Source organism: Nocardia beijingensis NBRC 16342 (assembly GCF_001612785.1).
Classification (GTDB): Bacteria; Actinomycetota; Actinomycetes; order Mycobacteriales; family Mycobacteriaceae; genus Nocardia; species Nocardia beijingensis.
Genome location: NZ_BDBC01000034.1, coordinates 1 through 26,635 on the forward strand (window position 1 = coordinate 1; position 26,635 = coordinate 26,635).

Consider the following 26,635-nt stretch of genomic DNA (forward strand, 5'->3'; position numbering starts at 1 on the left):
ACGGTGAGCGCCCGCGGCGAGATCCTGGAGCTGAAGAACACCATCAACACGATGGTCGACCAGCTCTCGTCGTTCGCCGACGAAGTCACCCGGGTCTCCCGCGAGGTCGGCACCGAAGGCATCCTCGGCGGTCAAGCGGACGTCAAGGGCGTCTCCGGCACGTGGCGCGACCTCACCGACTCGGTGAACTTCATGGCGGGCAACCTCACCGCGCAGGTGCGATCGATCGCCCAGGTGGCCACCGCGGTGGCGCAGGGCGATCTGTCGCAGAAGATCAGGGTGGACGCGCGTGGCGAGATCCTGGAGCTGAAGAACACCATCAACACGATGGTCGACCAGCTCTCGTCCTTCGCCGACGAGGTCACCCGGGTGTCCCGCGAGGTCGGCACCGAAGGCAGGCTGGGCGGCCAGGCGGACGTCAAGGGCGTCTCCGGCACCTGGAAGGACCTCACCGAGTCGGTCAACGTCATGGCCGACAACCTCACCGCGCAGGTGCGATCGATCGCCCAGGTGACCACCGCGGTAGCCCGTGGCGATCTGAGCCAGAAGATCAGAGTGGACGCCCGCGGTGAGATCTTGGAGCTCAAGGAGACCATCAACACGATGGTCGATCAGCTCTCGGCGTTCGCCGACGAGGTCACCCGCGTCGCCCGCGAAGTCGGCACCGAAGGCAACCTCGGTGGCCAGGCGACCGTGCGGGGTGTGTCGGGCACCTGGAAGGACCTGACCGACAACGTCAATGTCATGGCCTCCAACCTCACCGGTCAGGTGCGTTCGATCGCTCAGGTCGCCACCGCGGTGGCCCGCGGCGATCTGAGCCAGAAGATCACGGTGGAGGCGAAGGGCGAAGTCGCGGCACTCGCCGGAGTGATCAACACGATGGTCGACACGCTGTCCGCGTTCGCCGACGAGGTCACCCGCGTCGCCCGCGAAGTCGGCACCGAGGGCATGCTCGGCGGTCAGGCCCGCGTCCCGAACGTGGCGGGCACGTGGAAGGACCTGACCGACAACGTCAACTCCATGGCGAACAACCTGACCAACCAGGTCCGCAACATCGCCCAGGTCACCACCGCCGTCGCGCAGGGCGATCTGACCCGCAAGATCGACGTGGACGCCCGCGGCGAGATCCTGGAGCTGAAGACCACCATCAACACGATGGTCGATCAGCTGTCCGCGTTCGCCGCCGAGGTGACCCGCGTCGCCCGCGAGGTGGGGTCGGAGGGCAGGCTCGGCGGCCAGGCCGAGGTCGAGGGCGTCTCCGGCACGTGGAAGCGGCTGACCGAGAACGTCAACGAGCTGGCGGGCAACCTGACCCGCCAGGTCCGCGCGATCGCCGCGGTCACCAGCGCCGTGGCCGAAGGCGACCTGACCCGCTCCATCACCGTGGAGGCCTCCGGCGAGGTCGCGGAGCTGAAAGACAACATCAACGCGATGGTGGAGTCGCTGCGCGAGACCACCATGGCCAACCAGGATCAGGACTGGCTGAAATCCAACCTGGCCCGTATCTCCGGTCTCATGCAGGGTCAGCGCGACTTGCACGTGGTGGCCGGGTTGATCATGGACGAGCTGGCGCCGTTGGTTTCCGCGCAGTTCGGCGCCTTCTACCTGGCCGACGACAGTGAGGAGCAGCCGGAACTGCGGTTGATCAGCTCGTACGGCAGCCCCGACGAGCCGAGCAGCCCCCCGCGGTTCGCCTTCGGCCAATCCCTGGTGGGTCAGGCGGCACGCAGCCGCCGCACGATCGCCGTGGAGGACGTGCCCGCCCACTACGTCACCATCTCCTCCGGGCTGGGCCAGACCGCGCCCGCCCACCTGCTCATGCTGCCGATCGTGGTGGAGGACCAGGTCCTCGGTGTGATCGAACTGGCTACCCTGCACCGCTTCACCCGCATCCACCGGGACTTCCTCGACCAGCTGATGGAGACGGTCGGCGTCAACGTCAACACGATCATCGCCAACGCCCGCACCGACGAGCTGCTGGTCGAATCGCAGCGCCTGACCACCGAGCTGCAAGCCCGCTCGGAGGAGTTGCAGGTGCAGCAGGAAGAGCTGCAGCGCTCCAACGCCGAACTGGAAGACAAAGCGGCTCTGCTGGCCATGCAGAACCGCGACATCGAAGCCAAGAACCTGCAGATCGAACAGGCCAGGCAGGAACTGGAGACGCGCGCCCAGGAACTCGCGCTCGCCTCGAAGTACAAGTCGGAATTCCTGGCCAACATGAGCCACGAGCTGCGCACCCCGCTGAACAGTCTGCTGATTCTCGCGCAGCTGCTGGCCCAGAACCCGAGCCGCAATCTCACCCCCAAGCAGGTCGAGTACGCGGGCATCATCCATTCGGCGGGTTCGGACCTGCTTCAGCTGATCAACGACATCCTCGACCTGTCCAAGGTCGAGGCGGGCAAGATGGACCTCGCCCCGGAGCGCGTGTCGTTGCGTCAGCTGCTGGACTACGTCGAGGCCACCTTCCGGCCGATGACCACCCAGAAGAGTCTGCGCTTCCACGTCACGACCGCGCCCGGCCTGCCGATGGAGCTGATCACCGACGACTCGCGGCTGCGGCAGGTGCTGCGAAACCTGCTGTCCAATGCCGTGAAGTTCACCGAGACCGGATCGGTGCAACTGCGCATCGAACCGGCGGAGGCGAGCCAGCTGCCCGCCGCCGTGCGCCAGCACGGCCCGGCCGTCGCGTTCCGGGTGATCGACACCGGTATCGGCATCGCCGAGCACCAGTTGGAGTCGATCTTCGGCGCCTTCCAGCAGGCCGACGGCACGACCAGCCGCAAGTACGGCGGCACCGGTCTGGGCCTGTCGATCAGCCGGGAGATCGCCTACCTGCTCGGCGGCGCCATCACCGCGGACAGCGCGCCAGGACAAGGCAGCACGTTCACCTTCTATCTCCCGGTCGCCCGGCCGGACTTCCAGGATGCGCCGCCGCGCGAGCGGGAGGACGCGCAGCAGGCCGCCAGCGGAAGCGAGCACACTCCCGCTCCCTCCGCGCCCCAGCAGCACCGCAGGCTGCTGGTCGTCGAGGAACGCCCGCAAGGTCTGCTGTCGCTGGTCGCGCAGAGCGCCGTCGCCGAACTCGCGGACAGCAACGATCCGCGCGGGCCGGTCCAGGTCGTCACCGCGGTCGGGGTGGAAGAAGCCGCGGCGGCGATGGCCGCCGAAGCGTTCCACTGCGTGGTGCTCGAGCTGGACATGCCCGACGGCGCCGCGCTGCGGTTCCTGGAGACGATGAACGGGGACGCCGCGTTGAGCAGCGTCCCGGTCCTGGTCCACAACCGCCGGGTCGACGGCGAGCAAGAACGCCTGCTGCAACAGAGCACCACGCGCCAGCCGCTCGAACTGCTGTCCAGCCTGGACGATCTGCGGGAACGGATCGCGCTGCACGTCACCGCGGAGGCGCCCGGCGACATGCTGCCCCTGGTGAACCGGGAGGACGCCCCGAGCGCGGCGCCACAGCGGCCCGACGGCAAGCTCGCGGGTCGCACCGTGCTGATCATCGACGACGACGCCAGGAACCTCTTCGCGCTGAGCAGCATTCTCGAACTGCACGGCATGAGCGTCCTGCACGCGGAGGACGGGCGCGAGGGCATCGACAAACTCCTCGCCCACCCGGAGACCGACCTGGTCCTGATGGACGTGATGATGCCCGAGATGGACGGCTATACCGCGACGGCGACGATCCGCGAGATGCCGCAGTACGAGAGCCTGCCGATCATCGCCGTCACGGCCAAGGCGATGCTGGGCGACCGCGAGAAGAGCCTCGCTTCGGGCGCCAACGACTATGTCACCAAACCGGTCGACGCGGACGCTCTGATCACATGCATCCAGCACTGGCTGGGTGCCTGATGACCGACCCGGACAGTCCCGCCGTCCACCGCCTCGCGGCCACCGTGGAGCGGCTGCGCGCGCAGATCCAGCAGGCTCAGGCCACCGCCGACGGGCGCGCGCTGATCGAGATGGCCAAGGGCGTGCTGGTGGAACGGCTGCGCTGCGGGCCCGCGCAGGCGGCGCGGCAACTGGAGGCCCTCGCCGAGCAAGCGGGCATCACACCGTTGGAGCTGGCCGCCGAACTGGTCGACCAAGCCGCCCAGGACGAGGTCAGCGCGGTCGTCGGAGAATTCCTGTCGCGCACCGCCACGCCGGAGGAGCCGTCGGCGGCCGTGCGGTTGCGCACCGCCGAGAGCGGGTTGCTCGCGGCCGGCGACACCCACCGTGTGGCGGAATCGGTGCTGGAGCACGCACTGACGCCGCTGGGCGCCACAGCGGTGGCGATCTGGTCCGCGGGCGCCGACGCGTCGCTGACCCTGGCGGGTTCCGCCGGCATCAGCCCGCAGGAGGCCGAGCGCTGGCGGTACGTGCCGCCGGGGGTGGCGACCCCGGCCCGGCAGTCGCTGGTGCAGCGCAACCCGGTGTGGATCGAGGACCTGGGCCGGTCCGGGCTCCCGTCGATCGGCGACCGCGACGGCGGCCGTGCGGCGATCCCGGCGGGTGCGGGAGGCAAGCTGCTCGGCGTTCTCGAGGTGTGCTGGTCGCAGCCGCTCGAGCCGCAGCCGCCCCAGGTGCACCGGCAGCTGGAGGCGCTGGCCGAACTGTGCGCGCACACCCTGGAGTCGGACTCGGCCGCGGTGCGGGCATCGGACCGGCCCGACGTCGCGGACCTGGTGCGGCTCGCGGACGGCCTGTTCGACCCAGCGCTGGTGCTGCTGCCCCACCTCGACGAGGGCGGCGCGCTCGTCGACTTCTGCATCCACCACGTCAACAGTTGCTTCGTCGACCCGGCCGGCAGGCCCCGCGGCCTGGTCAACGGCGCGCTGCTGCTCGAGGCGTACCCGATGGCCGCCAGCGATGGGCAGCTGTTCGAGCGGATCGAGCACGTCTTCGCCACCGGCGAGACCTATCGCGCCGACCGGGTGATGCTGACCGAACTGGTCGACCAGGTGCCGCTGACCGTCTCGGCCGCGCTCAGCATCAGCCGCCATGGAAACACGGTGCTCATGGTGTGGCGGGTCGAGGACGAAACGGCGCGATTGGCGGCGCTGCTGCAACATGCCCAGCGGCTCGGCCGCGTCGGCGGCTTCGAGGAGAACGCGGCCACCGGCGAGATCACGTGGAGCAGCCAGCTCTTCGCCCTCTACGGGCTGGCGCCGAGCGCGGACCCGATTCCGCTGTCGCAGCTGCCCGCGCACGTCCACGACGATGACGCGGATGCGGTGGGGCGATTCCTGCGTACCCTGCTGCGTTTCCGCCGCTCGGCCTCGACGGCCTTCCGCCTGATCCGGCCGGACGGCGTGACCCGGCACATCCGGATCGTCGCCGAACCGGTCCTCGAGGCAGGACATCTGGCCACCATCCGCGGCGCCTATCAAGACATCTCCGCGCAGCACTGGACCGAGGTCGCGTTGTCCGCGACGCGCGACCGGCTGGCCCATACCGAGCAGCACGCCGCCGAACAGAGCCAGCTGGCGCGGCAGCTCCAGCAGGCGATCATGCCGGACGCGCAGCCGTCCATCGAGGCGTTCGGGCTGCGCATCGCGGTGCGGTACCGGCCGGCCGAGCAGGACTACACGGTCGGCGGTGACTGGTACGACGCGCTCGTGTTGCCCACCAAGCAAATACTGGTGTCCGTCGGTGACATCACCGGCCACGGCATCAAGGCGGCCACCGGCATGGTCGTGCTCCGCAACGCCCTGCGCGGCCTCGCGGCAACCGGTGCGGGTCCGGGTCAGATGCTGACCTGGCTGAACCAGGTGGCCCACCACCTGACCGACAACATCTTCGCCACCGCCATCTGCGGGCTCTACGATCCGCACACCCGGGTGCTGCGCTGGGCCCGGGCAGGCCACTTGCCGCCGGTGCTGGTGCGCGCGGGCCGGGCCTCCAGCCTGCCCATGCTCGGAGGCATGCTCCTCGGCGCCGTGGCGGAGGCGACCTTCGAGGAAGCGGAACTGCAACTGGAAACCGACGACACCCTCCTGCTCTACACCGACGGGCTCATCGAGCGCCGTGATCGCCTTCTGGACGAGTGCATAGAGCGGTTGCTCGCGACGTCGGCACAACTCACCGGCAGCCTGGACGACCGTCTGGACGACCTGCTCGACGACAGCGATGCCGACACCGACGACGACACCTGCGTGGTCGGCATTCAAGTCGGACCCGGTCAGGACGCACCGGGACCGCACTGACCACGTCTACCACCGGCATCGCCGGTGCAGACTCCGGCGGGCCCGCGTGGTGATCATTCCCGGCGGGCGGATTCGACGGCTCGGACCGCTTCCTTGTCCGCGTCGTCGAGCTTGCGTGCGCTTGACCACCGCGAGCAGAGAAGGTTTCGACAGGTCGGCCGGGCTGCCGGGCTCGTCGGGGTCCAGATCCGGCCTGGCTCCGGTATCGGTGGGACCGACCGTCGGCTCGCGGTCGTCACGGGTATCCGCGAGGTCGGCTCGCTGATCCTCGTGCCGCTGTCCTGCACCGTGCTCTGTCGTCATGGGCTTGCTCCACTCACACGTCCATCTCGGTTCCACGCCGGGCGCCGGAACTCCGGCGTCGAACGAGTGGTGCCCGAAGCGGCGTTGCCGAAACAGAAACTTCGACGCACGCCGCGCGGGTCCGCCCCCTACAAGTGGGGGCACACGAGGCGGTAACCAGGGATGCGGAGGGGGCGATGAGCCAGGTGGAGTTCGTCGAGAGCGGAGGACCTGCGTGGGTCGAGGTATGAGAAGTCTTGCGGCAGCCGTCATTACGGTCGCCGCATCGATGCTGGGGGTTGGTGCACCGGTAGTGGCGCATGCCGGACCGGAGGGGGTGCGGCATTGCGCGGTCAGCAGTGGACGGGTACCCGAAACGGCGACGCCGGAGGAGGTCGGACTCGATTCGGCGGCGCTGCGCCAGGCGGTGGCGCTCGCGGCGGATTCGACGCGCACGACGCTGCAGATCTTCCGGAACAATTGCCTGATCGCGACCGGCCCGAACAACGCGAGGGCCGCCGGTGTGCCGTGGAATCTCTGGAGCAGCACCAAGAGCGTGGTTTCGATGGTGGCCGGGATCGCGGTGGACGAGCAGCGGCTGCGACTCGATGACCCGATCGGCGCGTATCTGCCGCCCGAACTCGGTGATGCCGGGCATCGCGCGATCACGGTGCGGAATCTGCTGATCGAATCCAGCGGCATGCGGGTGGCGGTGGCCTCCGAAGGGATCACCGGGTTGGCGCAGATCGATCCGAATGTGGTCGCGCAGGCGTTGGCGATGCCGATCGATCAACAGCAGGGCGCCGAGTGGCGCTACAGTCAGCGCGCTGTCGATCTGCTGGCGTATGTGATCCAGCGTGCGGTCGGCGAGGACTTCCAGGCGTACGCTCAACGAAAACTGTTCGATCCGTTGGGCATTCCGCCGACCGACTACTTCTGGGGTCGTGACCGCAGCGGAAACACCTATGGCTACGCGCATCTGCTGCTGCCACCGGACGATTTCGCCAAGCTGGGCCTACTGCTCACCAACCGGGGCCGGTGGGGCGATCGCCAGATCATTTCCGCCGACTATCTCGCCCAGGCGGGACGGCCGGCCCCGACGAACCCGTGCTACGGCTTCCTGTTCGTCGTGAACGGACCGGACTGCGACAACTACTTCCCCGGTCTGCCGCCGGATGCGATGCAGATGTCGGGGATGATGCGCCAGGACAATTACATCGTGCCGAGCCTTGGACTCATGGTCAGTTGGACCGGCGTCACAGTTCCGGGCAGCGCGTTGAGCTTCCCGCACGAATTCCTGCGGGCGGTCGGCGCCGCCTTCCGGGAACCCCGCATACCCGCAGCGGCACCTTACGAACAGCAATCGGATGTCCAACTGGCCGATCCGATGATCTCGAATCCGGACGCGACCCTCGCCGCCCTTGGTATCGGCCCGATGGCCTACCCGGGCTGCAATCCGCTGTCCTGCCTGGGCAAGCCCATGTCCGCGCCGTTCGCGAATTGGCCTCCGGGCTGCTTCGTCCTCGGCTGTGTCGGCCCTGACCCGGCGACCCCTGGCATCCGGTAGCGACAGAACGCGGAGAAACGGTCGGGTTCGTCCCGTTGCGCGCGGTGTGCCCGCCGGACGACGAAAGCGAGCCGCGTTTCGCATGCAGCATGTCCGGCCCCGTTGTCGTGCAGGACGGTCCACCTGGAGTGGGAGAGCGAATGTGTTGCACGGCAAGGGAACCGACCTGAACGCCCTTACCGCGCAACGCCGAAACGATCGGCGGGCCGGAGCCTGCCGATCGTTGTGCGTGCCTGTCGTGTTCTCACCGAGTGAACAGCGAGCGCAGGGCGAGGGTGTCGCGGCGCTCGTAGGCGATCCAGGCGAAGATGCCCGACAGCACCAGCGGGAAGGGCGCGTAGGCAGGCATGTCGGTCAGGAAGAGGTTGGTGGCGGCGGCCAGCAAGGTCAGGATCGACAGGCCGACCGCGGCCGGTCCGCTCAGGCGCCGCACGAGCAGGCCGACACCGCCCGCGATCTCGCAGGCCCCCACGAAGTACATGAACCAGGGCGAACCGATACCGGCCTCACGCATCGCCGCCATGTTCTCCTCGGGAACCATGTCGAGCACCTTCGGCAAGCCCGAGGCGAGGATGAAGAACAGGCCCAGGAAGATCTGCAGTCCCCACAGGACACGGTTGCGGACTTTGCCGGGGCGGGCGGTAGCGGTGGCGGTGGGCGCGGCGGCGATGGTGGTCATTGTTCGTTCCTCCAGGGTCGGTTGCGCTCTTCGGTAGCGCGTTCACCTGACAGGACGGCGGCACTCGCGAGGATTCATCGGTCGCGGCGAGAAATTCTTGCCGCCCCTTACGGGAGCGGTCGGATAGGCGGCCCGTCAACCGATATGCGAGAACGTCGCGGTGACCCGCACGCACCCTTACGGTGGACCGATGGCATCGGTCAAGCAGGTCCAAGTCACTTTCGACTGCGCGGAACCCGAGCGCGTCGCTCGTTTCTGGTGCGAGGTGTTGGGCTACGTCGTACCGCCGCCACCGGCGGGCTTCGCGACGTGGGACGATTTCGACCGCGCACAGCCACCCGAGCGTCAGGGTTCGGCGTTCGCCTGCGTCGATCCGTCGGGTGTGGGTCCGCGACTGTACTTCCAGCGCGTCCCCGAAGGCAAGGTCGTAAAGAACCGGGTGCATCTCGACGTGCGGGTCGGCACCGGCCTCGTAGGCGCAGAGCGCCTCGCCGCACTCGAAGCCGAGTGCGGACGACTGATCACCCTCGGCGCGGTCCGCGTGCGACTGCTGCCCGCCGACGGCCACAACGAGTCGTGCATCGTGATGCAGGACATCGAGGGCAACGAGTTCTGTCTCGACTGACGGACGCGAACCACCCTCGTCTCGCCCACAAGCCAGGACCGAGACCCGCCCCGGCGCGCGCGAGCAACTCGCCTGACCGGACGGTGCAGGACGCTGGTGCGGACAGACGGTTCCCGTGATCAGCGTCCACGGCAGTGCCGCGAGATCGGGTTCGCAGCGGCCGGATGGCGCATATCGGCACGCTCACAACAAGTTCGGGAAAGATCGCTCATCATGGTGGTGACCACGACCGGACATGAAGGTGCGCGGCGGGAGTCGATGACCGAGACGAATACCTTGCTGTACTGCGGCACCCGCTGGGACGAGCGCCGCCACTGGTGGTACGAGCTGCTGCGCGGTGACGGTGAGACCGAGCGGGTGCCAGGTCTCGGCACACGCTTGGCGTTCCGGGTCCGCGACAGCGCGCGCTACTGCCTGGGGTACCGCGGTTTCGGCAGCTTCCCCGGGCGGCGGCCCTGTCCGGATGCCGTGCAAGTCACCAGCGGTCGGCAGTGCTCGCCATGCCGGGTACGGGAAGGGTGGGCGGTGGTGCACACGCACCGCGGCTCGATCTCCGCTCTCCCCGAGCAGATCCGTTCCTACGTGTCGCAGCCGCACCATCTGTACATCGCCTATTTCGGTGACGGCGTGGCGAAAGTCGGCACGGCGTCGGCGGCGCGCCGGAATCGCCGCCTGTATGAACAGGGCGCGCTCGCGGCGCGGTTCATCGCCGACTCGCCGGACGGCTTGCATGTGCGCGAACTGGAACGTGTGGTGTCGGCGCAGGCCGGTTTCCGGCAGGCCGTGGGCAGTGTGGCGAAGACCAGGATCCTGACCAAGCCGCTGGCGCCGTGGGCGGCAGTGGAGGCCGCGGTGGCCGCCGCGGCCTCCGATGCGGTCGCCGTGCTGCCCGCCGAGACGATGCGCACCGACACGGCCTGGTCGGGTGGCAGCGAGTTCTACCGGACCGTGGCCGAGCGGGGTCGCTTCGCGACCGTCGCCGCGCAGACCAGCTTGTTCTGACCCGTCTTCGTCGGAGTCGGCCTTGGCGTCGCCGTCCTCATGTCATGCGGGGGCGCCGCCGCGGAGCCAGTCGGTCCACGGGATGCTCCAATCGCCGTTGTGCCAGATATCGAGCGGTTCGCCGCCGGTGTTGCGGACCTCGACCACGTCGCCGGGGATGACGAAGTCGTAGAACCACGCGGCGTCGGCCGGCGAGAGGTTCAGGCAGCCGTGGGAGACGTTGGTGTTGCCTTGGGCCCACATGCTCGCGGCCAGTTCGTGCACGAAGATGCCGTCGTGGCTGATGCGGACCGCGTGGTTGATGCTCGTGCGGTAGCCGAGCGCGGAGCTGGTGGGCAGGCCGTAGCTGGCGGAGTCCATGATCACCGGGTCGTTGCGGTCCAGCACGGTGTAGACGCCGGGTCGAGTCCAGAACGACATGGCTCTGCCGCCGACGACCGCGGTGCCGCCCATGCCCATCGATGTGGGCATGGTGCGCACCAGGTTTCCGTTGTCGAAGACGTCGATCTGTTTGGTGTCGTCGTCGGCGATCGCCACGTGCGCGGGCCCGATGAGCACTGAGACCCGTTGGTCGCGTAGACCGTAGCGGCCCTCGCCGAGCGCGACGCCGAAGAGTTCGGACTCGATCGTGATCCTGGTTCCCGGTGCGTGATAGTGCTCCGGCCGCCAGTGTGCGTTCTGATCGTCGAGCCAGTACCAGCCGCCGGTGACGGCGGGCTCGGTGGTGACCTTCAGGTTGCGTTCGACGGCGGCCCGGTCGACGGGTTCGTCGAAATGGGCGACCAGCACGAAACCCACTCCGTAGGTGTCGTTTTCGGCCAGCTCGACGAGATTGGCCGAGCGCAGGGAGACATCCACGAGCTGTCGCGGTGCCACCGTGGCGCAGGTTGTCGTCGCGGTGACGTCGCCGGTCTCGCCGTGCGCCACGGCTTTCACGGTGTAGGTGTGTCCGTAGCCCAGTGGTTCGGTGCTCGTCCACGTTCGCTGGTCGGGCGCCGACGCACCTGGCAGCGCTCGGCCCGTTTCATCGATCCACTCGACCGACCGCAGCGTCCCATCGGCGACGGTGATCGTGCCGAGCCCGCGTGCGTCGACATCGCGGGCGCCGGGTGCGGGATCGAATCGGATCGTGGCGGGTTCGGGTGGCGGCGCGAGTTCACGCCCCCACCCCCATCCGGCCAGGGCGAGGCCGCCCGCACCGGCGAAGCCGAGCAGCAGCCGACGACGTCGCAATGCCACCGTCCATCTCCCTTCCCGGGCGCCGAGCCGACCTCCGTCCGACAGCATGCGGCAGCTACCCGCCCCTCGGGACGCCGACGAGCAGCATCTCCACCGATCCGCCGCACAACCGATACCGTTCCTCGATCGCTTCGAAGGCGCGTGCAACCGTCCTCGGTGGTGTGGGGAATCCGCAGGTCACCCAGCCGGGTGGCGTGACGGTCGGCCCAGAACCCGCCTCGGTCACCGCGAGGATCGCCCCGGTCGGGGCGCCGTCAGACGGTGACGACGATTTTGCCGATGTGGTGTCCCTTTTCCAGGTGGTGGTGGGCGGCGACGATGTCGTCGAGGGGGAACACGGTGTCGATGGTGGGGCGCAGTGCGCCGGTGCGGATGCCCGCGGTCAGAAATGCCGCGATGCGGTGCACGACCACCGGGTCGAGGGTGTGTTCGAAGCTCATGTACCGGATCATGGTGATCGGGTTGGACGGGAACGGCGCCGGCCGTGGGTCCAGCCATCCGACACCGACCAGCGTTCCGCTGAATCGCTTGGCCGCGTCGGCCAGGTCGGCCAAGCCGGGGCCCAGGACGGAGTCCAGGACGATGTCGGCGCCCGCGCCGTTGGTGTGCCGGTGCGTGGCCCGGACGACATCGTCGCGGTCGGTGACGATGACGGCGGCGGCGCCGGCTGCCAGCAGGGCGCGCTCTTTCGCGGCGTGCCGGGTGACGGCGAGCGGTATGGCGCCGATCTGAGCGGCGATCTGGATGGCGGCCAGACCGACGGCGCTGGAGGCGGCGGTGATCAGAACATGATGGCCGGGCCGCATCCCGGCCTTTTCTACGAGCGCGCCGTAGGCGGTGGAGTACGCCACCCACAACGCTGCCGCGCCGACGGCGTCCAGTCCGGCGGGCCGGGCGATGATCCGATCGGCGGGCACGACGATGTGTTCGGCGTAGGTGCCGTGGAGGTCCATCTCGGGCACCGCGGTGACGATGACCGCATCGCCGGTGGCCCATCCTTCGACTCCGGAACCGAGCGCCTCGATCGTGCCGGTTGCTTCGATTCCGAGGCGGGCGTGTGGCAAACGGATCGGCCGCGGCGACATACCCGCGCGCATCATCTGGTCGAGCCGGTTCACCCCGACGGCTTCGACCTTGATTCGCACCTCTCCCGCCCCTGGGTCGGCGACCGGTTCGTCGACGATATGCAGGACTTCGGGGGCGCCGGTCTCGTCGAAGACGACGACTCGTGACATGGGAGGCTCCTGACCACTTCGATTCCTTGTACGATCGTTCTATAAAAATTCATAGTACAGTCGTTCTACTAATGTCAATCGCGACGCACATCAGGAGGTGGCGATGGCGGGGCGTCCGGTCGACCATCGGCGCAGGGACGAGTTGCTCGACGCGGTGGTCGACTACACCGTCGAGCACGGCCTGTCCGAGCTGTCGTGGCGGCCGGTCGCCGCGGGCCTCGGAGTCTCGCCGACCACGCTCGTGCACCACTTCGGCACCAAGGAGCAAATGCTCCAAGCCGTCCTCGAGCGGCTACGACGGCGCATGTTCGCCGCTACCAGCGATGCGGCGGGCGCGCACCCCGACCTGGCGGCGGCAGCACGCGCGGTCTGGACCCGAACCTCCGATCCGCGGCGGCAAGCGGAGTTCCGGTTGTTCTTCGCCGTCTACGGACGCGCTCTGCAAGCCCCACAGCAGTTCGCGGACTTCCTCGACCACGTCGTCACCGATTGGATGACCTCACTGCGCCAGACCCAAGCACCCGACACCGATCCCGAGACCGCGACCCGCACAGCCACATTGGTGATCGCGACGATCCGCGGGCTGCTGCTCGACCTGCTCGCCACCGGCGACCACGACCGCGTGCAGGATGCTGCCGAATACTTTTTGAGCACCCTCGAACGCCGACCGCGCCCCTCGTAGCAGCCCGACCCGGCGCGACCGCCGAGACGGGTGGCGAGCAACCGATGTCGGGCAGGTCGATACGAGGCGAGGATGCGTCCGGGCGCCCGGGAAGGCCCCGGCCGGATCGGCCACGCTCGCCCCCTCGCCGGACCGGCTCGTCGCCGCGTGAGCACCGCCGGAGCCCGGCCACGACCGTTACTCGCGCGTCAGTCTCCCGCTGCGCCCGTCACGGTCGCTCGCCATCGGAAACCGCGGTTTGCCCGGCGGCGCGGGCAGTGGAATCGGAGCCCGTTGGCGCCTATCGACCTGCGACCGACGCAGGCGAGTCCGCTCGGGCGACGAAAACCCGTTCCAGCAGTGCGTACAGACAGTCCCGGTCCTGGTCATCGAGCCTGTTCAGACCCTCTCGGGTGGCGCGCATTTTCGCCCGGATCGTGTCGATCACCTGCTCGCCCTCGGGCGTGATGACGAGATTGGTGACGCGGCGGTCGGATGTGCTGGTCTCCCGCCGCACGAAGCCACGCTTCTCCAGCCGGTTGATGATCCCGGTCACGTTGGAGGCGTCGCAGGCCAAGGTCTCGGCGAGAGCGCGCATCGCGACGGGGCCTCGACGGAGCACGGTCAGCGCCTTGCCCTGACTCGCCGTCAGGTTCTCACTCGCCGCCGCGACGGTGAAGTCGCCGTAGTAGACGCCGAGCGACACCGAGAGCAACTCCATCAGCTGGGCCGTGTCGACGCGGGGAGCTTCTGCCATACGCCCAGCCTATCCGCAGAAACTTGACTATCTCAAATATTTACCCCTAGCGTGTGGCCCATTGCTTGAAGTTCTCAACCATCGACGTAGTACCCACGAGGAGTATCCAGTGACCGACACCACGACCGTCGCCTCGCGCACGGCCGCGCTTCTGTCCCGGCCCATCGCGCTGAACGGCCTGACCGTCCCGAACCGCATCGTGATGGCGCCGATGACGCGCATGTTCTCTCCTGGCGGCGTTCCCGGTGACGACGTGCGGTCGTACTACGCCCGCCGCGCGGCCGCCGGCGTGGGCCTGATCGTCACCGAGGGCACCTACGTCGGCCACGAGTCCGCCGGACAGAGTGATCGGGTGCCTCGGTTCCACGGTGCGGAGCAATTGGCGGGGTGGGCGAAGGTCGCCGAGGACGTCCACGCGGCAGGCGGCACGATCGTGCCGCAGCTGTGGCACATCGGCATGGTCCGCAACCAGGGCGACGCGCCCTACCCCGATGCGCCCGCCGTCGGACCCTCCGGCATTCGGGTCGACGGCACCGAGGGGCTCGGCAAGGCGATGACCCAGAGCGATCTGGACGATGTCATCGGCGCCTTCGCCCAGGCCGCGGCGGACGCCGAGCGCATCGGCTTCGACGGTGTCGAACTGCACGGCGCGCACGGCTATCTCCTCGACCAGTTCCTGTGGGAGCGAACGAACCGCCGCACCGATGGCTACGGCGGCGACACCGTGGCCCGCACGAGGTTCGCCGCCGAGGTCGTGGCCGCGGTTCGCGCCGCCGTCTCGCCCGGATTCCCGGTGATCTTCCGTTACTCGCAGTGGAAGCAGGAGGCCTACCACGCGCGGCTCGCCGAGACCCCACAGGAGCTGGAGGCGATCCTGGCTCCGCTCGCCGCGGCAGGCGTGGACGCCTTCCACGCCTCCACCCGTCGTTATTGGCTCCCGGAGTTCGACGGCTCGGACCTGAACTTGGCGGGCTGGACCAAAAAGCTCACCGGCAAGCCCACCATCACCGTCGGCTCGGTCGGGCTCGACGGCGACTTCCTCCGCGCGTTCACGGGCGAGGGCGCCCGGCTCGGCAGCCTCGACAATCTCATCGATCGCCTGGAGCGCGACGAATTCGACCTGGTCGCCGTGGGTCGCGCCCTGCTCCAGGACCCCGAGTGGGCGTCCAAGGTCCTGGCGGGGCGGATCGACGAGCTGAAGCCGTACGACGCGGCGGCCCTGAAGACGCTGAGCTAGGCAATCCCCTTCCGGTTCGACCGGCCCTGTCCGACGAAGACGCCGCACGTCGACCCGCACAGGGGCGCGACGGTCGAGTCCATTTCCCGCCGGAATCGTCGGCGCGGTGTTCATAGCGTCGGTGCCATGGAAACCGATCTCGTTCCGAACGCACCGGTCACCGATGCGTTGCGGACACCCGTCGTGTGGTTCATGTCGCTCGCGGCCGCGCTGGGCACCGCCAGTATCTATCCGTTGCAACCAGCCATCGCGGAAGTGGCTGCGTCGCTGCACACCTCGCTCGCCGCCGTCGGCATGGCTCTGGCGTGCGGTCCGCTCGGCTACCTGGCGGGCCTGGCGCTGCTGGTACCGCTGGTCGACCAGTTCGCCCCGCGCATCGTGGTCGCGACCCAATTCGGCGCGTTGGCCCTCGCATCGGCCGCGAGTGCGGTGGTCGGTTCGCCCTGGATGCTCGGCCTGATTGTCGGCTTGGCCGGGGCAGGGTCGTCGGTCGGGGCCCAATTGAGTTCGATCGCCGGGCGTTTCGCCCACCCGTCACGACAGGCCACGACGCTGGGAATCGTGACCGCGGGCATTTCGGCGGGGATTCTCGCGGGCCGGATCGTCGGAGGGTGGCTGACGGAACTGATCGGCTGGCGCGGAATGCTCGGCGTGGTCGCAGCGGCGTGCGCCGTCATCGCGGCGATGGCCCGCGTCCTGTTACCGGCCGCGCGCGCAAGTGCCGCCGGCGGTTATCTCACGACACTGCGCGGAATTCCCGGGCTGTACCGGGAGTTCTCCGCGCTGCGGTCGGCGGCGGCTCGCGGCGCCCTGTGGTTCTTCGCCTTCTGCGCGATCTGGGCCGGACTGGCGGTCGCACTGTCGCAGCCGCCGTACTCCTACTCGGCCGAGCGGATCGGCATGTACGCCGTCGCCGGGCTGCTCGGCGTGGTCGCCACCCGCATTTCGGGGGCGTGGACCGATCGTGTCGGTGCGCGGCGGGTGATCGCGGTGGGACTCGTCCTGGCCCTCACCGCGACGGCGGCATTGAGCGTCCTCCTGCCCTATCCCGTCTTCGCCCTTGTCTTCCTCGGCCTGTTCGACGCCGGACTGTTCGCGGCCCAAGTAGCCAACCAAAGCACGGTCCTGGCCATCGACCCGGCCGCACCGGCCCGCTTCAACAGCGCCTACATGATGGTCTACTTCGTCGGCGGCACCCTGGGCACCGCCACCGGCGCCGCCGCCGTCGGCTGGTTCGGCTGGCCCGCCACCGCCGCCCTCGCCGCCGCGGCAATCGCTGCCGCCATGGCGTCGCTCTGGCGGTAGCCGCTCGCCGGTTACCGCGGCTCGATCGTCCGGCGAACCGCCGCTGGGCCAGGCCCCTCGATCAACGGGGAATCCGGATTGAACTACCTTTCCGATCAACCGACCGCCGCAGTCGGTCATCGGTGATTCGCAGCGACGATTCAGCGGTCGGCGAAAATCCCTGCGAGCATGCCGGTGGCTTGGCCGATCTCGATCAGGTAGCCGTCCGGATCGCGCAGATAGCAACGGATTTCGGCCTTCCGGTCGAGCGGCTCGGTAAGGAATTCGGCGCCCTTGCCCCGTGCGTCGGCATAGAAAGAGGCGATGTCTGCTACTCGCACATTCAAGAATGCCGACACGGGATCGGTCGGCTGGGGCGGGCGCAACACGATGTCCGGTTTGTCCGGAGTCGGCCCGCCGCCGGGGTTCATGATGATCCAGCTATTGGCGACTTTGACGATGCAGGGGTTCTCCTCCAGCACCACGCGGCCGTTGAAGATGTCGGCGTAAAAGGTTCGAGAGCGGGCCACGTCGGACACGGTCAGGAAGTGGGTCACCAGTAGTCCCTGGTCAGGGGCGGGGAGATCGGTACTGTTCATGAACGCTGCCTCCTTCGCTGGCGGTCGGTACGGTACGACGTGCTGTCGCGATGGAGCCACCGATATCTCCTCGCGCTCGGCCATTCGCAAGTAACCCTATCGGCTACCCCACGCCTTGGACCGTTGAACCCGAATGAGCCCCGAACCGCTTCGCGGCGGTGCGGGGCTCGTTCAAGGGGATATTCATGCCTACCAAGTGACCGGTGGTTCTGCTGAATAAGATCCTCGTCGGCGTAATCGATGGGGGCGCCCAGTCCATTCGCCGACCGGGTCCATTCCGCTCGCCACCGGATGGCCGGTGACAGCCGTCTCGTAGAATCGCCTGCGCTGCCTGAACTATTCGGCGCGGCGACTGGTGAAGTCGAAGGATCCGCCGTCGATGCCCCAAGAGATGATCCGTTCGGGGTGAATCCGGATGACCGCGCGTTCCTGGGGAGGGAACGGCGGCTCCTGGTCGTCGAGCGCCTCGGCCGTGCCGCGCACCTCGATGCCGCGAATCACGTACGGCTCCAAGGAAACTTGCTGGTCTACGACGAACGAGACCCGGCTGCCCGCCTCGACATTGCGGTACTTGCGGCTGGCGCGCATGCGCATGCCGCCGATGTCGATGGTGCCGTCGGCGTTCACCCGATAGCTGGTCGGGTTGTTCTGCACCACGCCGTCGGGCGACACGGTGGCCAGCCGGCCGATCCCGGCCTCCGCGAGGAACTGCCGTTCGTTGCTGGTGAAGGTCATGTCAATTACTCCTCAGAGAATTCGATATATCCGACTGTGTGTTTCGCTGGTGCACCGGCCATCTGCCCACAGGGACACCGCCTATCGCGCGCTTTGAGATCAGAACAGGATCAGCGCGGCGCACAATCCGGCAATGGCGATGAATTGCAGGGTGACCCGGTACTTCAGAATGCCGTCCCACTTGTCCTGCAACGCACGGGCATTGGGCGGAATGATGCCGCTCTGCGCGGCGGCGGTCTGCTGGGTATTGATCGGCTTGGCGATGCGGACGTAGAAGGCGAGCCAGGTGAGCAGTGCCACCACCGTGATCCCCGCCGCCACGGCGGCGCCGATCTGCCCGGCCCACAGCGCGATCAGGAGTGTGAGCACCGCGCTGACCACACCGACCACACCGACCACCGGCATGCGCCTGTCGCCGTAGTAGTGACCCCATCCCGCACTCATGGTCACGGTGGCGTCATCGAGCTTGCGGTACACCGATCGGGTGATCACGGCCACGGAGACGTCGGTGCCATAGACGATGGCGTTGGAGAGAACGGCGACGGCGGCGATGGCCTGGCCGGTGGCGATCAGCATTTCGGTTTTCCCTTCCCGAGTTCTAGCAGCGTTAGGAACTGGAGCAACGGTAACATTCCCTTGCTACCTTGTCTAGCCTTGCTAGATTTCTGGCCGCCACCGCAGGGTTTCGCCCGGATCAGCAAGCCGCACATGCTCGTTCGACCGAGGAGGCTTTGTTACCCGACAAGCCGATAACAGACCAATCCTCGGGCTGCCGAATCCGCGGGTGCCCTGGGCTCATCACCGCCCGATCCTCGTCGTCCGGGTTGCGAGCAGGCCGACGCGTCGAGGTCAGCGAGCGACGGCACCCTCCAGGCCGGTGAGCCCACCGGCTATCCGGGTATGCCTCGGCAGCTCGGACGGCGGCATCACTGCCGCGCACGGAGGCCACCGCAGGAACGCGCTCGCTGCCGCATACCGCGCGATGCAACAGGGCAGGATTGGTCGCTTCCAACCCGATCTGCAGTCGGCGCACCGAACTCGCGAAACCGCAGCCAGCCGAAACCGCACATCGGGTCACAGCCCGTGCACGGAATCTACGAGACGAAAGCAGAGATGCCAGATCACCTGAGGGACAGATGTTTTGGACACAACCCGGTTCGAACACGCGATCCGGGCGGAAATCGCGACCACCGGATCGGTGCGCCGCGACAGAGGTCTATCGGGTCCACTGGTCGATCAACACGGCCAAGCGGGCGTCCCGCTGGGCCGGCCGCAGACGTCCACCGCGGTCCAGGGTCGCCAGGCCGTGCAAGGCGCTCCAGCCGACCTCGGTGAAGGTCTCGGGATCATGCTCGCCCGCGAACGGCGAGAAGGCCGCGAACATGACGGCGAACGCGTCCCGCAGCGGCTGCGAGGCGTTCTCGCCGAACTCGAGGTTCACCTTCATCAGGAACATCGCGTCGTAGAGCGCGGGCCGCGCGGTCGCGAAGTCGAGGTAGGACCGCGCCACCGCCGCCAACGCCGCGCGCGGCTCGCCACCGGCGGACTCCAACGCCGCCCGGCTCCACGCGGCCATCTCCGCGATGCCTTCCTCGGCGACCGCCGTGACGATCTCGTCCTTGCCCGCGAAGTGCGAATACAGCACCGGCTGGCTGTATTCGATCCGTTCCGCCAGTCTGCGCACAGTCACCGCGTCCCAGCCCTGCGACTCGGCCAACTCCCGAGCGGTGTCGATGATCAACCGGTGCCGTTCGGCGCGTTCCCGCTCTCGCCGCGTTCGAGTCCCCATAGGCCGACTGTAGCACTGCTTGACAATCTAGTGTCACTAGATCCACCGCCGATTCGTCGGCCTTGTGGCGAGTGCGGCTGGCGATCCTCTTGGTGGCCTCGGTCGATCTACCCGGGATCTGCCGACTTCCTGGAACGGGATCGCGAACATGTCGTGCAGGACGAACGCCGGGCCCTCGCTCGGAGCGAGCGAATCGAGCACGACGAGGCGCTCACCACCGGAGGGATACCTCGTCGACGAATGGCGGTGCAAAACAACCAGTTCCAGCGATGTGCGGTGGCAGTGCGGGGTCGACCCAGCATCATCGAACTTCCGGCCCGCTGGGCGGACAAAGGCTGCCCACAGTCGAGCCGTCGACGTTTCCCTCGGTCGCACGTTGTCGGCGCGGCGCTCGAAGGTTGTTTCCTCGGCCGGACGTCTGGGCTGGGGTGACCGCCGCACGGGTGTGCGGGGATCCAGGCACCGACGGTTGCGGCGACGGGCCGACCAGTGGAAACGGCTGTAGGTTCCCGATGCCGGTGAAGCGCCCATTGGACGCACGGCGAATGCGAAAGCGTATGCGTAGCAGCAGGTGTCGGCGGACAATACCTTGGTTATCCACTGGTCCAGGCCCGATCGCGCGGTGCCTGCCGCATGGAGGGCAGTCGGGATGTTCATCGAACCGTTGTCGAGGCATCGCTATTTCCGGACCGCTGACCCCGACGTGGCGCGGGCGGCGATGAGTGGCATCCTGCGTGAGCACCGGCTCGACCCGGGCGCCTCCACCATGGAAGCCAGCTGCAATGTCGTCCGGTACGGCGATATCGGCCTGGTCTACAAGCATTACGGGGTGCGGGTTCGGATCCGGACCGAACCCATCGGAACCTTCCGTCTGGTTCAAATCCCGCTGGCCGGGTGGGCCCGGGTGCTCAACGGGACCGCGGATATCGCCTTCGACCCGGCGGTGGCCTCGGTTCCGGACCCGGACGCGTCCCTGGACATGAACTGGCACGAGAGCAGCAGGCAACTGCTCGTCCGATTCGACCGTGCCGCGTTGGACGACCATCTGCGGCGGATGCTGGGCCGGGTGCCGGATCGTCCGTTGCGGATGGCCATGGCCATGCACCTGCGGTCACCGGCCGCCCGGACCTGGCTCGAATCGCTGCGCATGCTGCAGACCGACGCCGAAGGCCCCGGCCTGTTCCTCGATCCGCGGCTGCGACCGCAGGTCGAGCAGCTGATGATGTCCCAATTCCTGCTGGCCCAGCCGAACAGCTACACCGAGTTCCTGCTCGACGTCGCCCCCGGGAAGTCGACGCCGCGTCCCATCCGCCTGGCCGAACAGCTCATCACCGACCATGCGCACGAAATGCTCACCATCACCGACATCGCAGAGGCAGTGGGACTTTCGGTGCGGAGCCTGCAGGAGGGCTTCCGGCGATACCTCGACACCACACCGACGGCGCGATTGCGGGAAGCCCGGCTGGTCGGCGTGCACGCCGCGCTGACCGCCGCGGACCCCACCACGACCACGGTCGCCGCGGTGGCCGCGGACTGGGGGTTCTGGCATCTGGGCCGGTTCGCGGCCCTGTACCGGCGGCGATGGGGCGTGCCGCCGGCGGTGACGTTGCGCGGCTGACGCGACGCGCAGCGCCGAACATTCCGCGCAGCGCGGACAGAACTCGCGCGAGACGGATAGTCGCGGGCGGTCCGGTCCACCCATCATGAGTGCGGCGGATTCTCCGCCACCGATACTCGATCCCGTCGGCTTCGAAGGGTCAATCATGCTCTCACTCACACAGTTTCGCCGTCTCGGCGTCGCGGCCGCCGCCACCCTCGCGGTCGCCGGTTACGGCGTGGCCCTCGCGCCTGCACCGGCCTCGGCGGCCTACGACTGCCCGGGCGGACTGTTCTGCGGCTACGACCACCGCAACGGCACCGGCATGTTCGTGCAGGTCGACAACAACTGCCTGCTGCACGACATCGGCAACGAAGGCAATGGAGATCGTCTGAGCTCGTACTGGAACCGCACCGGAAAGACGGTCGGCGTCTACAACTGGACCGGTCGGGAGTGGCAACTGCTCGTCTCGGTCCCCGACAACAGCAAGGGCAATGTGCCCGCCGACGGCGACAACAAGGCCGACGCCCTGTGGGTCTGCGGCTGAGGGTTGAAATTTGCATTACTCCGTAAACCTCCCGGACCGCAACCGGGAGGTTACCTCCCGTCCGCAGGCGACCACGTAAGCTCGCGAACAAGCAGATTAATCGCCCACAGCTTTGGTGGATCGTCTAGAATCCTATACACGGCTACCGATCCGGGAAGTTCCGTTCCCGATGCGGACGCGCGTGTGAATTCGCGTCACCGCTTTCTCCTCCCTGTTTCAGATGAAACTCATACGGTAAGGAGCGGCACATGACTGCACAATCCACGATCAATCAGCCGACTATGCAAGACAAGATCGCATACCAGCTGTGCGAGTACGCGAATCTGGTCAACACCATCAGCAAAGAAGACGGCGACCTGGAGGCCATGCTCTCTCAGAAGATCCAGCAGTATCTCGACACCAACCAGGAGGTCATCGGCGGGTGGGAGATCGTCTGGGGTCCGGGAGTCGCGCTGTTCGACACCGACTTGTACGCGGTCAACGCCATGTACATGGTACGGAGCACCGAGGACCGCTCCCGGTACGTGATCGCCATGGCAGGCAGCACCGACGCACTGGTGTTCGACTGGCTCGTCGAGGACTCCTTCATTCTCCAGAAGCCGTGGTTCGCCAACAACGCCGCCATGCACACGATCGGCACGGCCATCGGGGTGAAAACCCTCCTCGGCATCAGGCCATCCGGCCCCCGTCCCGGCGCCGGTCACAGCTTGCCCGAGTTCCTGAGCGCGCTCGACGACAAGGCGATCGACCTGACCGTCACCGGCCACAGCCTCGGCGGCGCCCTGTCGATCACACTGGCCCTGTTCCTGCGCGACACCCAATGGCTTTGGGACAATTCCGAGAAAGCCAAGATCAGTGTGCTCTCCACCGCCGGACCGAGTTTCTGCAATCAGGAATTCGTCAACTACACCACCCAACGCCTGCAACAGGTGAAGCGCTTCGCCAACGACCTCGACGTCGTCCCCCACATGTGGAACCCGACCGACATCGATGGCGCCATGGCTCTCTACTCCAACAACAACCGGCCTGCTCCCGATGGCATGGAAGTTGTGTTCAGCGTGCTCAAGGCACAGGCGTCCCTCTCCGGCCAATACGCGCATTTCGACCCCACCAACGGCGTATTCCACGGCACCTTCAACACCGAGATAGAGCAAACGCAAGGCGCGACGCCGGACGATTTGTACTTCCAACAGGTCGGCTACCAGCACATAGACGGCTACCATGACTTCTTCGCAATCAAGGGCGTGCAGTGGCCGCAGGGCGTCGTAGCCCTCCCGCCGGTCGGCACCGACGCAGTGATGAACCGTATCCTGTCCGTGGCCGGTCTACCGATCGGCGACGGCGCCGGAAAGGTCCTGGCGAACCATCGGCCGGTGACCGTCCCGCTCGACGGACAGCCCGTGGCACTGCCCACCGACCACGACAGCCCCGAAGCCGAGCACCTCGCGGATCGCGTCGCCGCGGAGTTCGCCCCCACCTCCGCATGAACTGAGGCCCCGGGCCCCGCACTCGGTGGCACGCGAGTTTCGATCCGGTACAGCGCGAAAGCGCTTGGGGCAGGACGTGGCGGCCGATTCGGCAAGCACGTCGGCGACAACAGATCAGTCGACGCGTTCCAGCGTCGACCTCGACAGTCGGCCGCCACGACCACGTCGTGTCCCCGGCGTCGGTGCACCGCGATGTCATCCCCCGGCGCCGGTAGCAGCTCTCCCGACGTGTCCGCCGGAGTCAGTAGCGCTAGTGAACTCACTCCCTTAGTATGGCGAGATGACGGAGTGGCGGCCTACAGCCTGCATCCTGTGCGAGTGCAACTGCGGCATTCAGGTACTGGTCGGCCCTGATGGCCGGACGTTCGAGAAGATTCGCGGAGACAAGCAGCATCCCGCTTCAGCGGGTTACACGTGCAACAAGGCGCTGCGGCTGGACCACTATCAAAACGGGCGCACGGGTCGGCTGACCGCCCCGCTGCGCCGCCGTCCGGACGGCGGTTTCGACGAAATCGATTGGGACACCGCGATCTCGGAGATCTCGGCCGGATTGCGGGAGATCGGCCGCCGCTACGGCGGCGAATCGATCTTCTACTACGGTGGTGGCGGTCAGGGCAACCACTTGGGCGGCGCGTACGCTCCGGCGACCATGGCCGCCTACGGCATGCGATATCGCTCCAGCGCCTTGGCCCAGGAGAAGACCGGCGACTTCTGGGTGTCGGCGCGGATGTTCGGCCACCCGCTGCGTTCCGATGTCGAGCACGCCGAAGTAGCGCTGTTCATCGGCAAGAACCCCTACCAATCGCACGGCTTCCCCCGCGCGAGATCGGTGCTCAAGGAGATCGCCCGCGACCCGAACCGGGCGATCATCGTCCTGGACCCGGTGCGAACCGAAACCGCCGAGATGGCCGAATTCCACCTGCAGTTGCGGCCCGGCACCGACGTGTACCTGCTGATGGCGATGGCCGCCCTGCTGGTGCGCGACAACCTGATCGACACCGGCTGGCTGGCCGAGCACGCCGAAGGGCTCGACGAGGTGCTGTCCGTGCTGCGCGCGGTGCCGATCGAGAAGTATTGCGCCATAGCCGATGTCGACCTCGAACTGGTCACCGCCGCCACCCGCAGGCTGGCCCGCGCGGAGTCGGTGGCGGCCCTCGAGGACCTCGGCGTCCAGATGAACCGCTATTCCACGGTGGTGAGCTACGTCGAGAAGCTGCTCTGGCTGTTGACCGGCAACCTCGCCAAACCCGGAACGCAGTACGCGTTCACCGGGCTGACCGCGCTCGGTCACGACCGCGGACATCCGGCCGGACAGTGGCCGACGAGCCCGGTGGTCGGCGCACCCATCATCAGCGGCTTGGTGCCATGCAACGTGCTCAGCGAGGAAATCCTCACCGATCACCCGGCACGCTACCGCGCGATGTTCATCGAAAGCAGCAATCCGGTGCACTCGCTGGCCGATTCGGCACGGATGCGCGAGGCGCTCGCAGCGCTGGAACTGGTCGTGGTGATCGACGTGGCGATGACCGAAACCGCACGGCTGGCCGACTATGTGCTGCCCGCTCCCACTCAATTCGAGAAGTACGAAGCGACGTTCTTCAACTTCGACTTCCCCCGCAACATCTTCCACCTGCGCAGGCCGGTGCTGCCCGCGCCGGAGGGCGTGCTGCCGGAACCGGAAATCCACGCCCGCCTGGTCGAGGCGGCGGGCGCCCTCGGCGAACAGGATTACGCACCGCTGCGCGCCGCCTTGGCACAGGGCAGAGACGCGTACGCGCTTGCGATGCTCACCGTGGCGGCCGATCCGGCCAAGGCCAAACTGGCTCCGGTTCTGCTCTACCGCACGCTGGGCCCGACCCTGCCCAACGACGCGGCCGCCGCCGCGCTGTTGTGGGTGGCCGCTCACAACTGCGTCCGCAAATTCCCCGCCAGCGTCGAACAGGCGGGGTACGGAACGGGTTTGCCCGCAGGCGAGCGACTGTTCGAGGCCATCCTGTCCGGTGAACACGGCATCGTCACCACCGAGGACAGCTACGAAGAGACCTGGAACCGCCTCCGCGGCAAGAAGGTCCAGTTGGATATACCGGAGCTGCTGGAAGTGGTGGCGGCACTGCCGGATACGTCCTCCGATTCCGACGACTGGCCGTTCGTGTTGTCCGCCGGGGAACGCCGAGCTTTCACCGCCAACACGATCATGCGCGACTACGACTGGCGCAAGCGCGACGGTGCCGGCGTGCTCCGGATCAGCGCCACCGACGCGCGGCGACTCGGATTGGTCGCCGGCGATCGGGTCCGCGTCACGACTCGTCGCGGCAGCGCGGAGGTGGCGGTCGAGCCCACCGACCGGATGCGAGCCGGGCACCTGGCGCTGCCCAACGGATTCGGACTCGATGTCGCGGAGGCCGACGCCGAGCCGATCAGTATCGGGGTAGCGCCCAACGAGCTGACCCGATTCGACTCCCGCGACGAATGGGTCGGAACACCGTGGCACAAATACGTGGAGGCCCGGCTGGAGCCGTTGCCGAACGACACGTCGACCGACGCCACGACAATCCCGGATACGGTCCAGGCATGAAGCGCACCACCTTCGCCAATTGGCCGTGCACCGTCGCCCGCACCGTGGACCTCATCGGGGACTGGTGGACTCCCCTCGTTCTGCGGGAGGCCTACTACGGTGCGACGCGTTTCGAGGAATTCGAACGCACCCTTGGCCTGAGCCGCAACGTCCTCAGTCAACGGCTGACCCGGCTGGTGGACGAGTCGCTGCTGGAGCGAGTGCCCTACCAGCAACGACCGGTGCGGTACGAATACCGGCTCACCGAGCAGGGCCGTGACTTCTTCCCCGTCGTCGCCGCGATGATGCGCTGGGGCGATCGCTGGCGCGCACCCAGCGAAGGACCCCCGATCACGCTGCGCCACAACAGCTGCGGGCACGACACCTACGCCGAGACGGTGTGTGCGCACTGCCGTGAACCCTTGCGGCACGGCGATGTCAGCGCTCGACTCGGGCCGGGTTTCCCCGAACGATTGAGGGAGACCGCACTGGCGACCGGACGATTCGACGACAACCCGGCGCAGTCTTAGCCTCGACCCCCGAATCGGCTGCCTGATCCGGGTCACCACCG

21 protein-coding genes are annotated in these 26,635 nt (G+C 67.6%); 13 read left to right on the forward strand and 8 right to left on the reverse strand.

What is annotated here, in order from left to right; translation table 11 throughout:
• From NB3_RS20435 to NB3_RS20445, 3 genes are all read left to right on the forward strand, one after another.
• Positions 1-3,852, forward strand: a 3,852-nt coding sequence (locus NB3_RS20435) for a HAMP domain-containing hybrid sensor histidine kinase/response regulator (protein ID WP_067805792.1), incomplete at its 5' end; no start/stop codon positions are given.
• Positions 3,852-6,188 carry a SpoIIE family protein phosphatase gene (locus NB3_RS20440; protein WP_244891998.1) on the forward strand — a complete coding sequence of 779 codons (2,337 nt, stop codon included), beginning with the start codon at positions 3,852-3,854 and terminating at the stop codon, positions 6,186-6,188. The genes NB3_RS20435 and NB3_RS20440, both read left to right, overlap by 1 nt.
• Positions 6,189-6,759: 571 nt before the next feature.
• A complete protein-coding gene (locus NB3_RS20445) occupies positions 6,760-8,037 on the forward strand; it encodes a serine hydrolase domain-containing protein (RefSeq protein WP_244891999.1) in 1,278 nt (425 codons plus the stop codon).
• 244 nt (positions 8,038-8,281) lie between these two features.
• Here NB3_RS20445 and NB3_RS20450 read toward each other — a convergent pair whose 3' ends face one another.
• Positions 8,282-8,716, reverse strand: coding sequence for a DoxX family protein (locus NB3_RS20450; RefSeq protein WP_067805802.1), 435 nt, complete (start codon positions 8,714-8,716; stop codon positions 8,282-8,284).
• Positions 8,717-8,906: 190 nt separating this feature from the next.
• Here NB3_RS20450 and NB3_RS20455 point away from each other — a divergent pair, with 190 nt between their 5' ends.
• Together NB3_RS20455 and NB3_RS20460 are read left to right on the forward strand one after the other, a co-directional pair.
• Positions 8,907-9,341: a VOC family protein gene (locus tag NB3_RS20455; RefSeq protein WP_067805805.1), complete on the forward strand. Its 435-nt coding sequence runs from the start codon at positions 8,907-8,909 to the stop codon at positions 9,339-9,341.
• A 258-nt stretch (positions 9,342-9,599) separates the two neighbouring features.
• Complete coding sequence (locus tag NB3_RS20460) at positions 9,600-10,343, forward strand: DUF2797 domain-containing protein (RefSeq protein WP_169810721.1); 744 nt, start codon at positions 9,600-9,602, stop codon at positions 10,341-10,343.
• A gap of 42 nt (positions 10,344-10,385) precedes the next feature.
• Here the strand turns inward: NB3_RS20460 and NB3_RS20465 are convergent, their stop codons facing one another.
• Positions 10,386-11,582, reverse strand: a complete 1,197-nt coding sequence (locus tag NB3_RS20465; protein ID WP_067805811.1) for a L,D-transpeptidase — start codon at positions 11,580-11,582, stop codon at positions 10,386-10,388.
• 254 nt (positions 11,583-11,836) lie between these two features.
• On the reverse strand, positions 11,837-12,817 hold the full coding sequence (locus NB3_RS20470; RefSeq protein ID WP_067805814.1) for a zinc-dependent alcohol dehydrogenase family protein: 981 nt from the start codon (positions 12,815-12,817) through the stop codon (positions 11,837-11,839).
• 103 nt (positions 12,818-12,920) lie between these two features.
• Here NB3_RS20470 and NB3_RS20475 point away from each other — a divergent pair, with 103 nt between their 5' ends.
• Complete coding sequence (locus tag NB3_RS20475) at positions 12,921-13,499, forward strand: TetR/AcrR family transcriptional regulator (RefSeq protein WP_067805918.1); 579 nt, start codon at positions 12,921-12,923, stop codon at positions 13,497-13,499.
• A gap of 280 nt (positions 13,500-13,779) precedes the next feature.
• Here NB3_RS20475 and NB3_RS20480 read toward each other — a convergent pair whose 3' ends face one another.
• On the reverse strand, positions 13,780-14,235 hold the full coding sequence (locus NB3_RS20480; RefSeq protein WP_067805817.1) for a MarR family winged helix-turn-helix transcriptional regulator: 456 nt from the start codon (positions 14,233-14,235) through the stop codon (positions 13,780-13,782).
• Between the two features lie 109 nt (positions 14,236-14,344).
• Between NB3_RS20480 and NB3_RS20485 the strand changes: the two genes are divergently transcribed.
• A complete protein-coding gene (locus NB3_RS20485; protein WP_067805820.1) occupies positions 14,345-15,472 on the forward strand; it encodes an NADH:flavin oxidoreductase in 1,128 nt (375 codons plus the stop codon).
• Positions 15,473-15,598: 126 nt separating this feature from the next.
• Entirely contained in the window at positions 15,599-16,777 is a 1,179-nt protein-coding gene (locus NB3_RS20490; protein WP_067805823.1) for an MFS transporter, read from the forward strand.
• A gap of 140 nt (positions 16,778-16,917) precedes the next feature.
• Here the strand turns inward: NB3_RS20490 and NB3_RS20495 are convergent, their stop codons facing one another.
• From NB3_RS20495 to NB3_RS20510, 4 genes are all read right to left on the reverse strand, one after another.
• A complete protein-coding gene (locus NB3_RS20495; protein WP_067805827.1) occupies positions 16,918-17,355 on the reverse strand; it encodes a VOC family protein in 438 nt (145 codons plus the stop codon).
• Between the two features lie 336 nt (positions 17,356-17,691).
• Positions 17,692-18,090 (reverse strand): PPOX class F420-dependent oxidoreductase, encoded by a 399-nt coding sequence (locus tag NB3_RS20500; protein WP_067805830.1) that lies wholly within the window; start codon positions 18,088-18,090, stop codon positions 17,692-17,694.
• 99 nt (positions 18,091-18,189) lie between these two features.
• The gene (locus NB3_RS20505) at positions 18,190-18,666 is read right to left on the reverse strand and encodes a DUF1772 domain-containing protein (RefSeq protein WP_067805833.1); all 477 of its coding nucleotides are present in this window, start codon (positions 18,664-18,666) and stop codon (positions 18,190-18,192) included.
• Positions 18,667-19,306: 640 nt separating this feature from the next.
• Positions 19,307-19,879, reverse strand: a complete 573-nt coding sequence (locus tag NB3_RS20510; RefSeq protein WP_067805836.1) for a TetR/AcrR family transcriptional regulator — start codon at positions 19,877-19,879, stop codon at positions 19,307-19,309.
• Between the two features lie 649 nt (positions 19,880-20,528).
• On the opposite strand from NB3_RS20510, the gene NB3_RS20515 reads away from it, so the two are divergent.
• The 5 genes from NB3_RS20515 to NB3_RS20535 all read left to right on the forward strand — a co-directional run bounded on the left by NB3_RS20515 (position 20,529) and on the right by NB3_RS20535 (position 26,594).
• A complete protein-coding gene (locus NB3_RS20515; protein ID WP_067805839.1) occupies positions 20,529-21,497 on the forward strand; it encodes an AraC family transcriptional regulator in 969 nt (322 codons plus the stop codon).
• A gap of 145 nt (positions 21,498-21,642) precedes the next feature.
• Entirely contained in the window at positions 21,643-22,023 is a 381-nt protein-coding gene (locus NB3_RS20520) for a peptidase inhibitor family I36 protein (RefSeq protein ID WP_067805842.1), read from the forward strand.
• A 248-nt stretch (positions 22,024-22,271) separates the two neighbouring features.
• Positions 22,272-23,510: a lipase family protein gene (locus NB3_RS20525; protein WP_084823520.1), complete on the forward strand. Its 1,239-nt coding sequence runs from the start codon at positions 22,272-22,274 to the stop codon at positions 23,508-23,510.
• Between the two features lie 280 nt (positions 23,511-23,790).
• Positions 23,791-26,085 (forward strand): molybdopterin-dependent oxidoreductase, encoded by a 2,295-nt coding sequence (locus NB3_RS20530; RefSeq protein ID WP_067805848.1) that lies wholly within the window; start codon positions 23,791-23,793, stop codon positions 26,083-26,085.
• Positions 26,082-26,594, forward strand: a complete 513-nt coding sequence (locus tag NB3_RS20535; protein WP_067805849.1) for a winged helix-turn-helix transcriptional regulator — start codon at positions 26,082-26,084, stop codon at positions 26,592-26,594. Before NB3_RS20530 ends, NB3_RS20535 begins: the two co-directional genes overlap by 4 nt.
• The last annotated feature ends 41 nt before the right edge of the window (positions 26,595-26,635 follow it).

Bases quoted from the DNA above. Each gene is read 5' to 3' on its own strand.
- NB3_RS20520 (WP_067805842.1), top strand. From the start codon at position 21,643: ATGCTCTCACTCACACAGTTTCGCCGTCTCGGCGTCGCGGCCGCCGCC.
- NB3_RS20495 (WP_067805827.1), bottom strand. From the start codon at position 17,355: ATGAACAGTACCGATCTCCCCGCCCCTGACCAGGGACTACTGGTGACC.
- NB3_RS20510 (WP_067805836.1), bottom strand. From the start codon at position 19,879: ATGGGGACTCGAACGCGGCGAGAGCGGGAACGCGCCGAACGGCACCGG.
- NB3_RS20530 (WP_067805848.1), top strand. From the start codon at position 23,791: ATGACGGAGTGGCGGCCTACAGCCTGCATCCTGTGCGAGTGCAACTGC.
- NB3_RS20445 (WP_244891999.1), top strand. From the start codon at position 6,760: ATGCTGGGGGTTGGTGCACCGGTAGTGGCGCATGCCGGACCGGAGGGG.
- NB3_RS20475 (WP_067805918.1), top strand. From the start codon at position 12,921: ATGGCGGGGCGTCCGGTCGACCATCGGCGCAGGGACGAGTTGCTCGAC.
- NB3_RS20500 (WP_067805830.1), bottom strand. From the start codon at position 18,090: ATGACCTTCACCAGCAACGAACGGCAGTTCCTCGCGGAGGCCGGGATC.
- NB3_RS20470 (WP_067805814.1), bottom strand. From the start codon at position 12,817: ATGTCACGAGTCGTCGTCTTCGACGAGACCGGCGCCCCCGAAGTCCTG.
- NB3_RS20535 (WP_067805849.1), top strand. From the start codon at position 26,082: ATGAAGCGCACCACCTTCGCCAATTGGCCGTGCACCGTCGCCCGCACC.
- NB3_RS20515 (WP_067805839.1), top strand. From the start codon at position 20,529: ATGTTCATCGAACCGTTGTCGAGGCATCGCTATTTCCGGACCGCTGAC.
- NB3_RS20490 (WP_067805823.1), top strand. From the start codon at position 15,599: ATGGAAACCGATCTCGTTCCGAACGCACCGGTCACCGATGCGTTGCGG.
- NB3_RS20455 (WP_067805805.1), top strand. From the start codon at position 8,907: ATGGCATCGGTCAAGCAGGTCCAAGTCACTTTCGACTGCGCGGAACCC.
- NB3_RS20450 (WP_067805802.1), bottom strand. From the start codon at position 8,716: ATGACCACCATCGCCGCCGCGCCCACCGCCACCGCTACCGCCCGCCCC.
- NB3_RS20505 (WP_067805833.1), bottom strand. From the start codon at position 18,666: ATGCTGATCGCCACCGGCCAGGCCATCGCCGCCGTCGCCGTTCTCTCC.
- NB3_RS20460 (WP_169810721.1), top strand. From the start codon at position 9,600: ATGACCGAGACGAATACCTTGCTGTACTGCGGCACCCGCTGGGACGAG.
- NB3_RS20480 (WP_067805817.1), bottom strand. From the start codon at position 14,235: ATGGCAGAAGCTCCCCGCGTCGACACGGCCCAGCTGATGGAGTTGCTC.
- NB3_RS20440 (WP_244891998.1), top strand. From the start codon at position 3,852: ATGACCGACCCGGACAGTCCCGCCGTCCACCGCCTCGCGGCCACCGTG.
- NB3_RS20525 (WP_084823520.1), top strand. From the start codon at position 22,272: ATGACTGCACAATCCACGATCAATCAGCCGACTATGCAAGACAAGATC.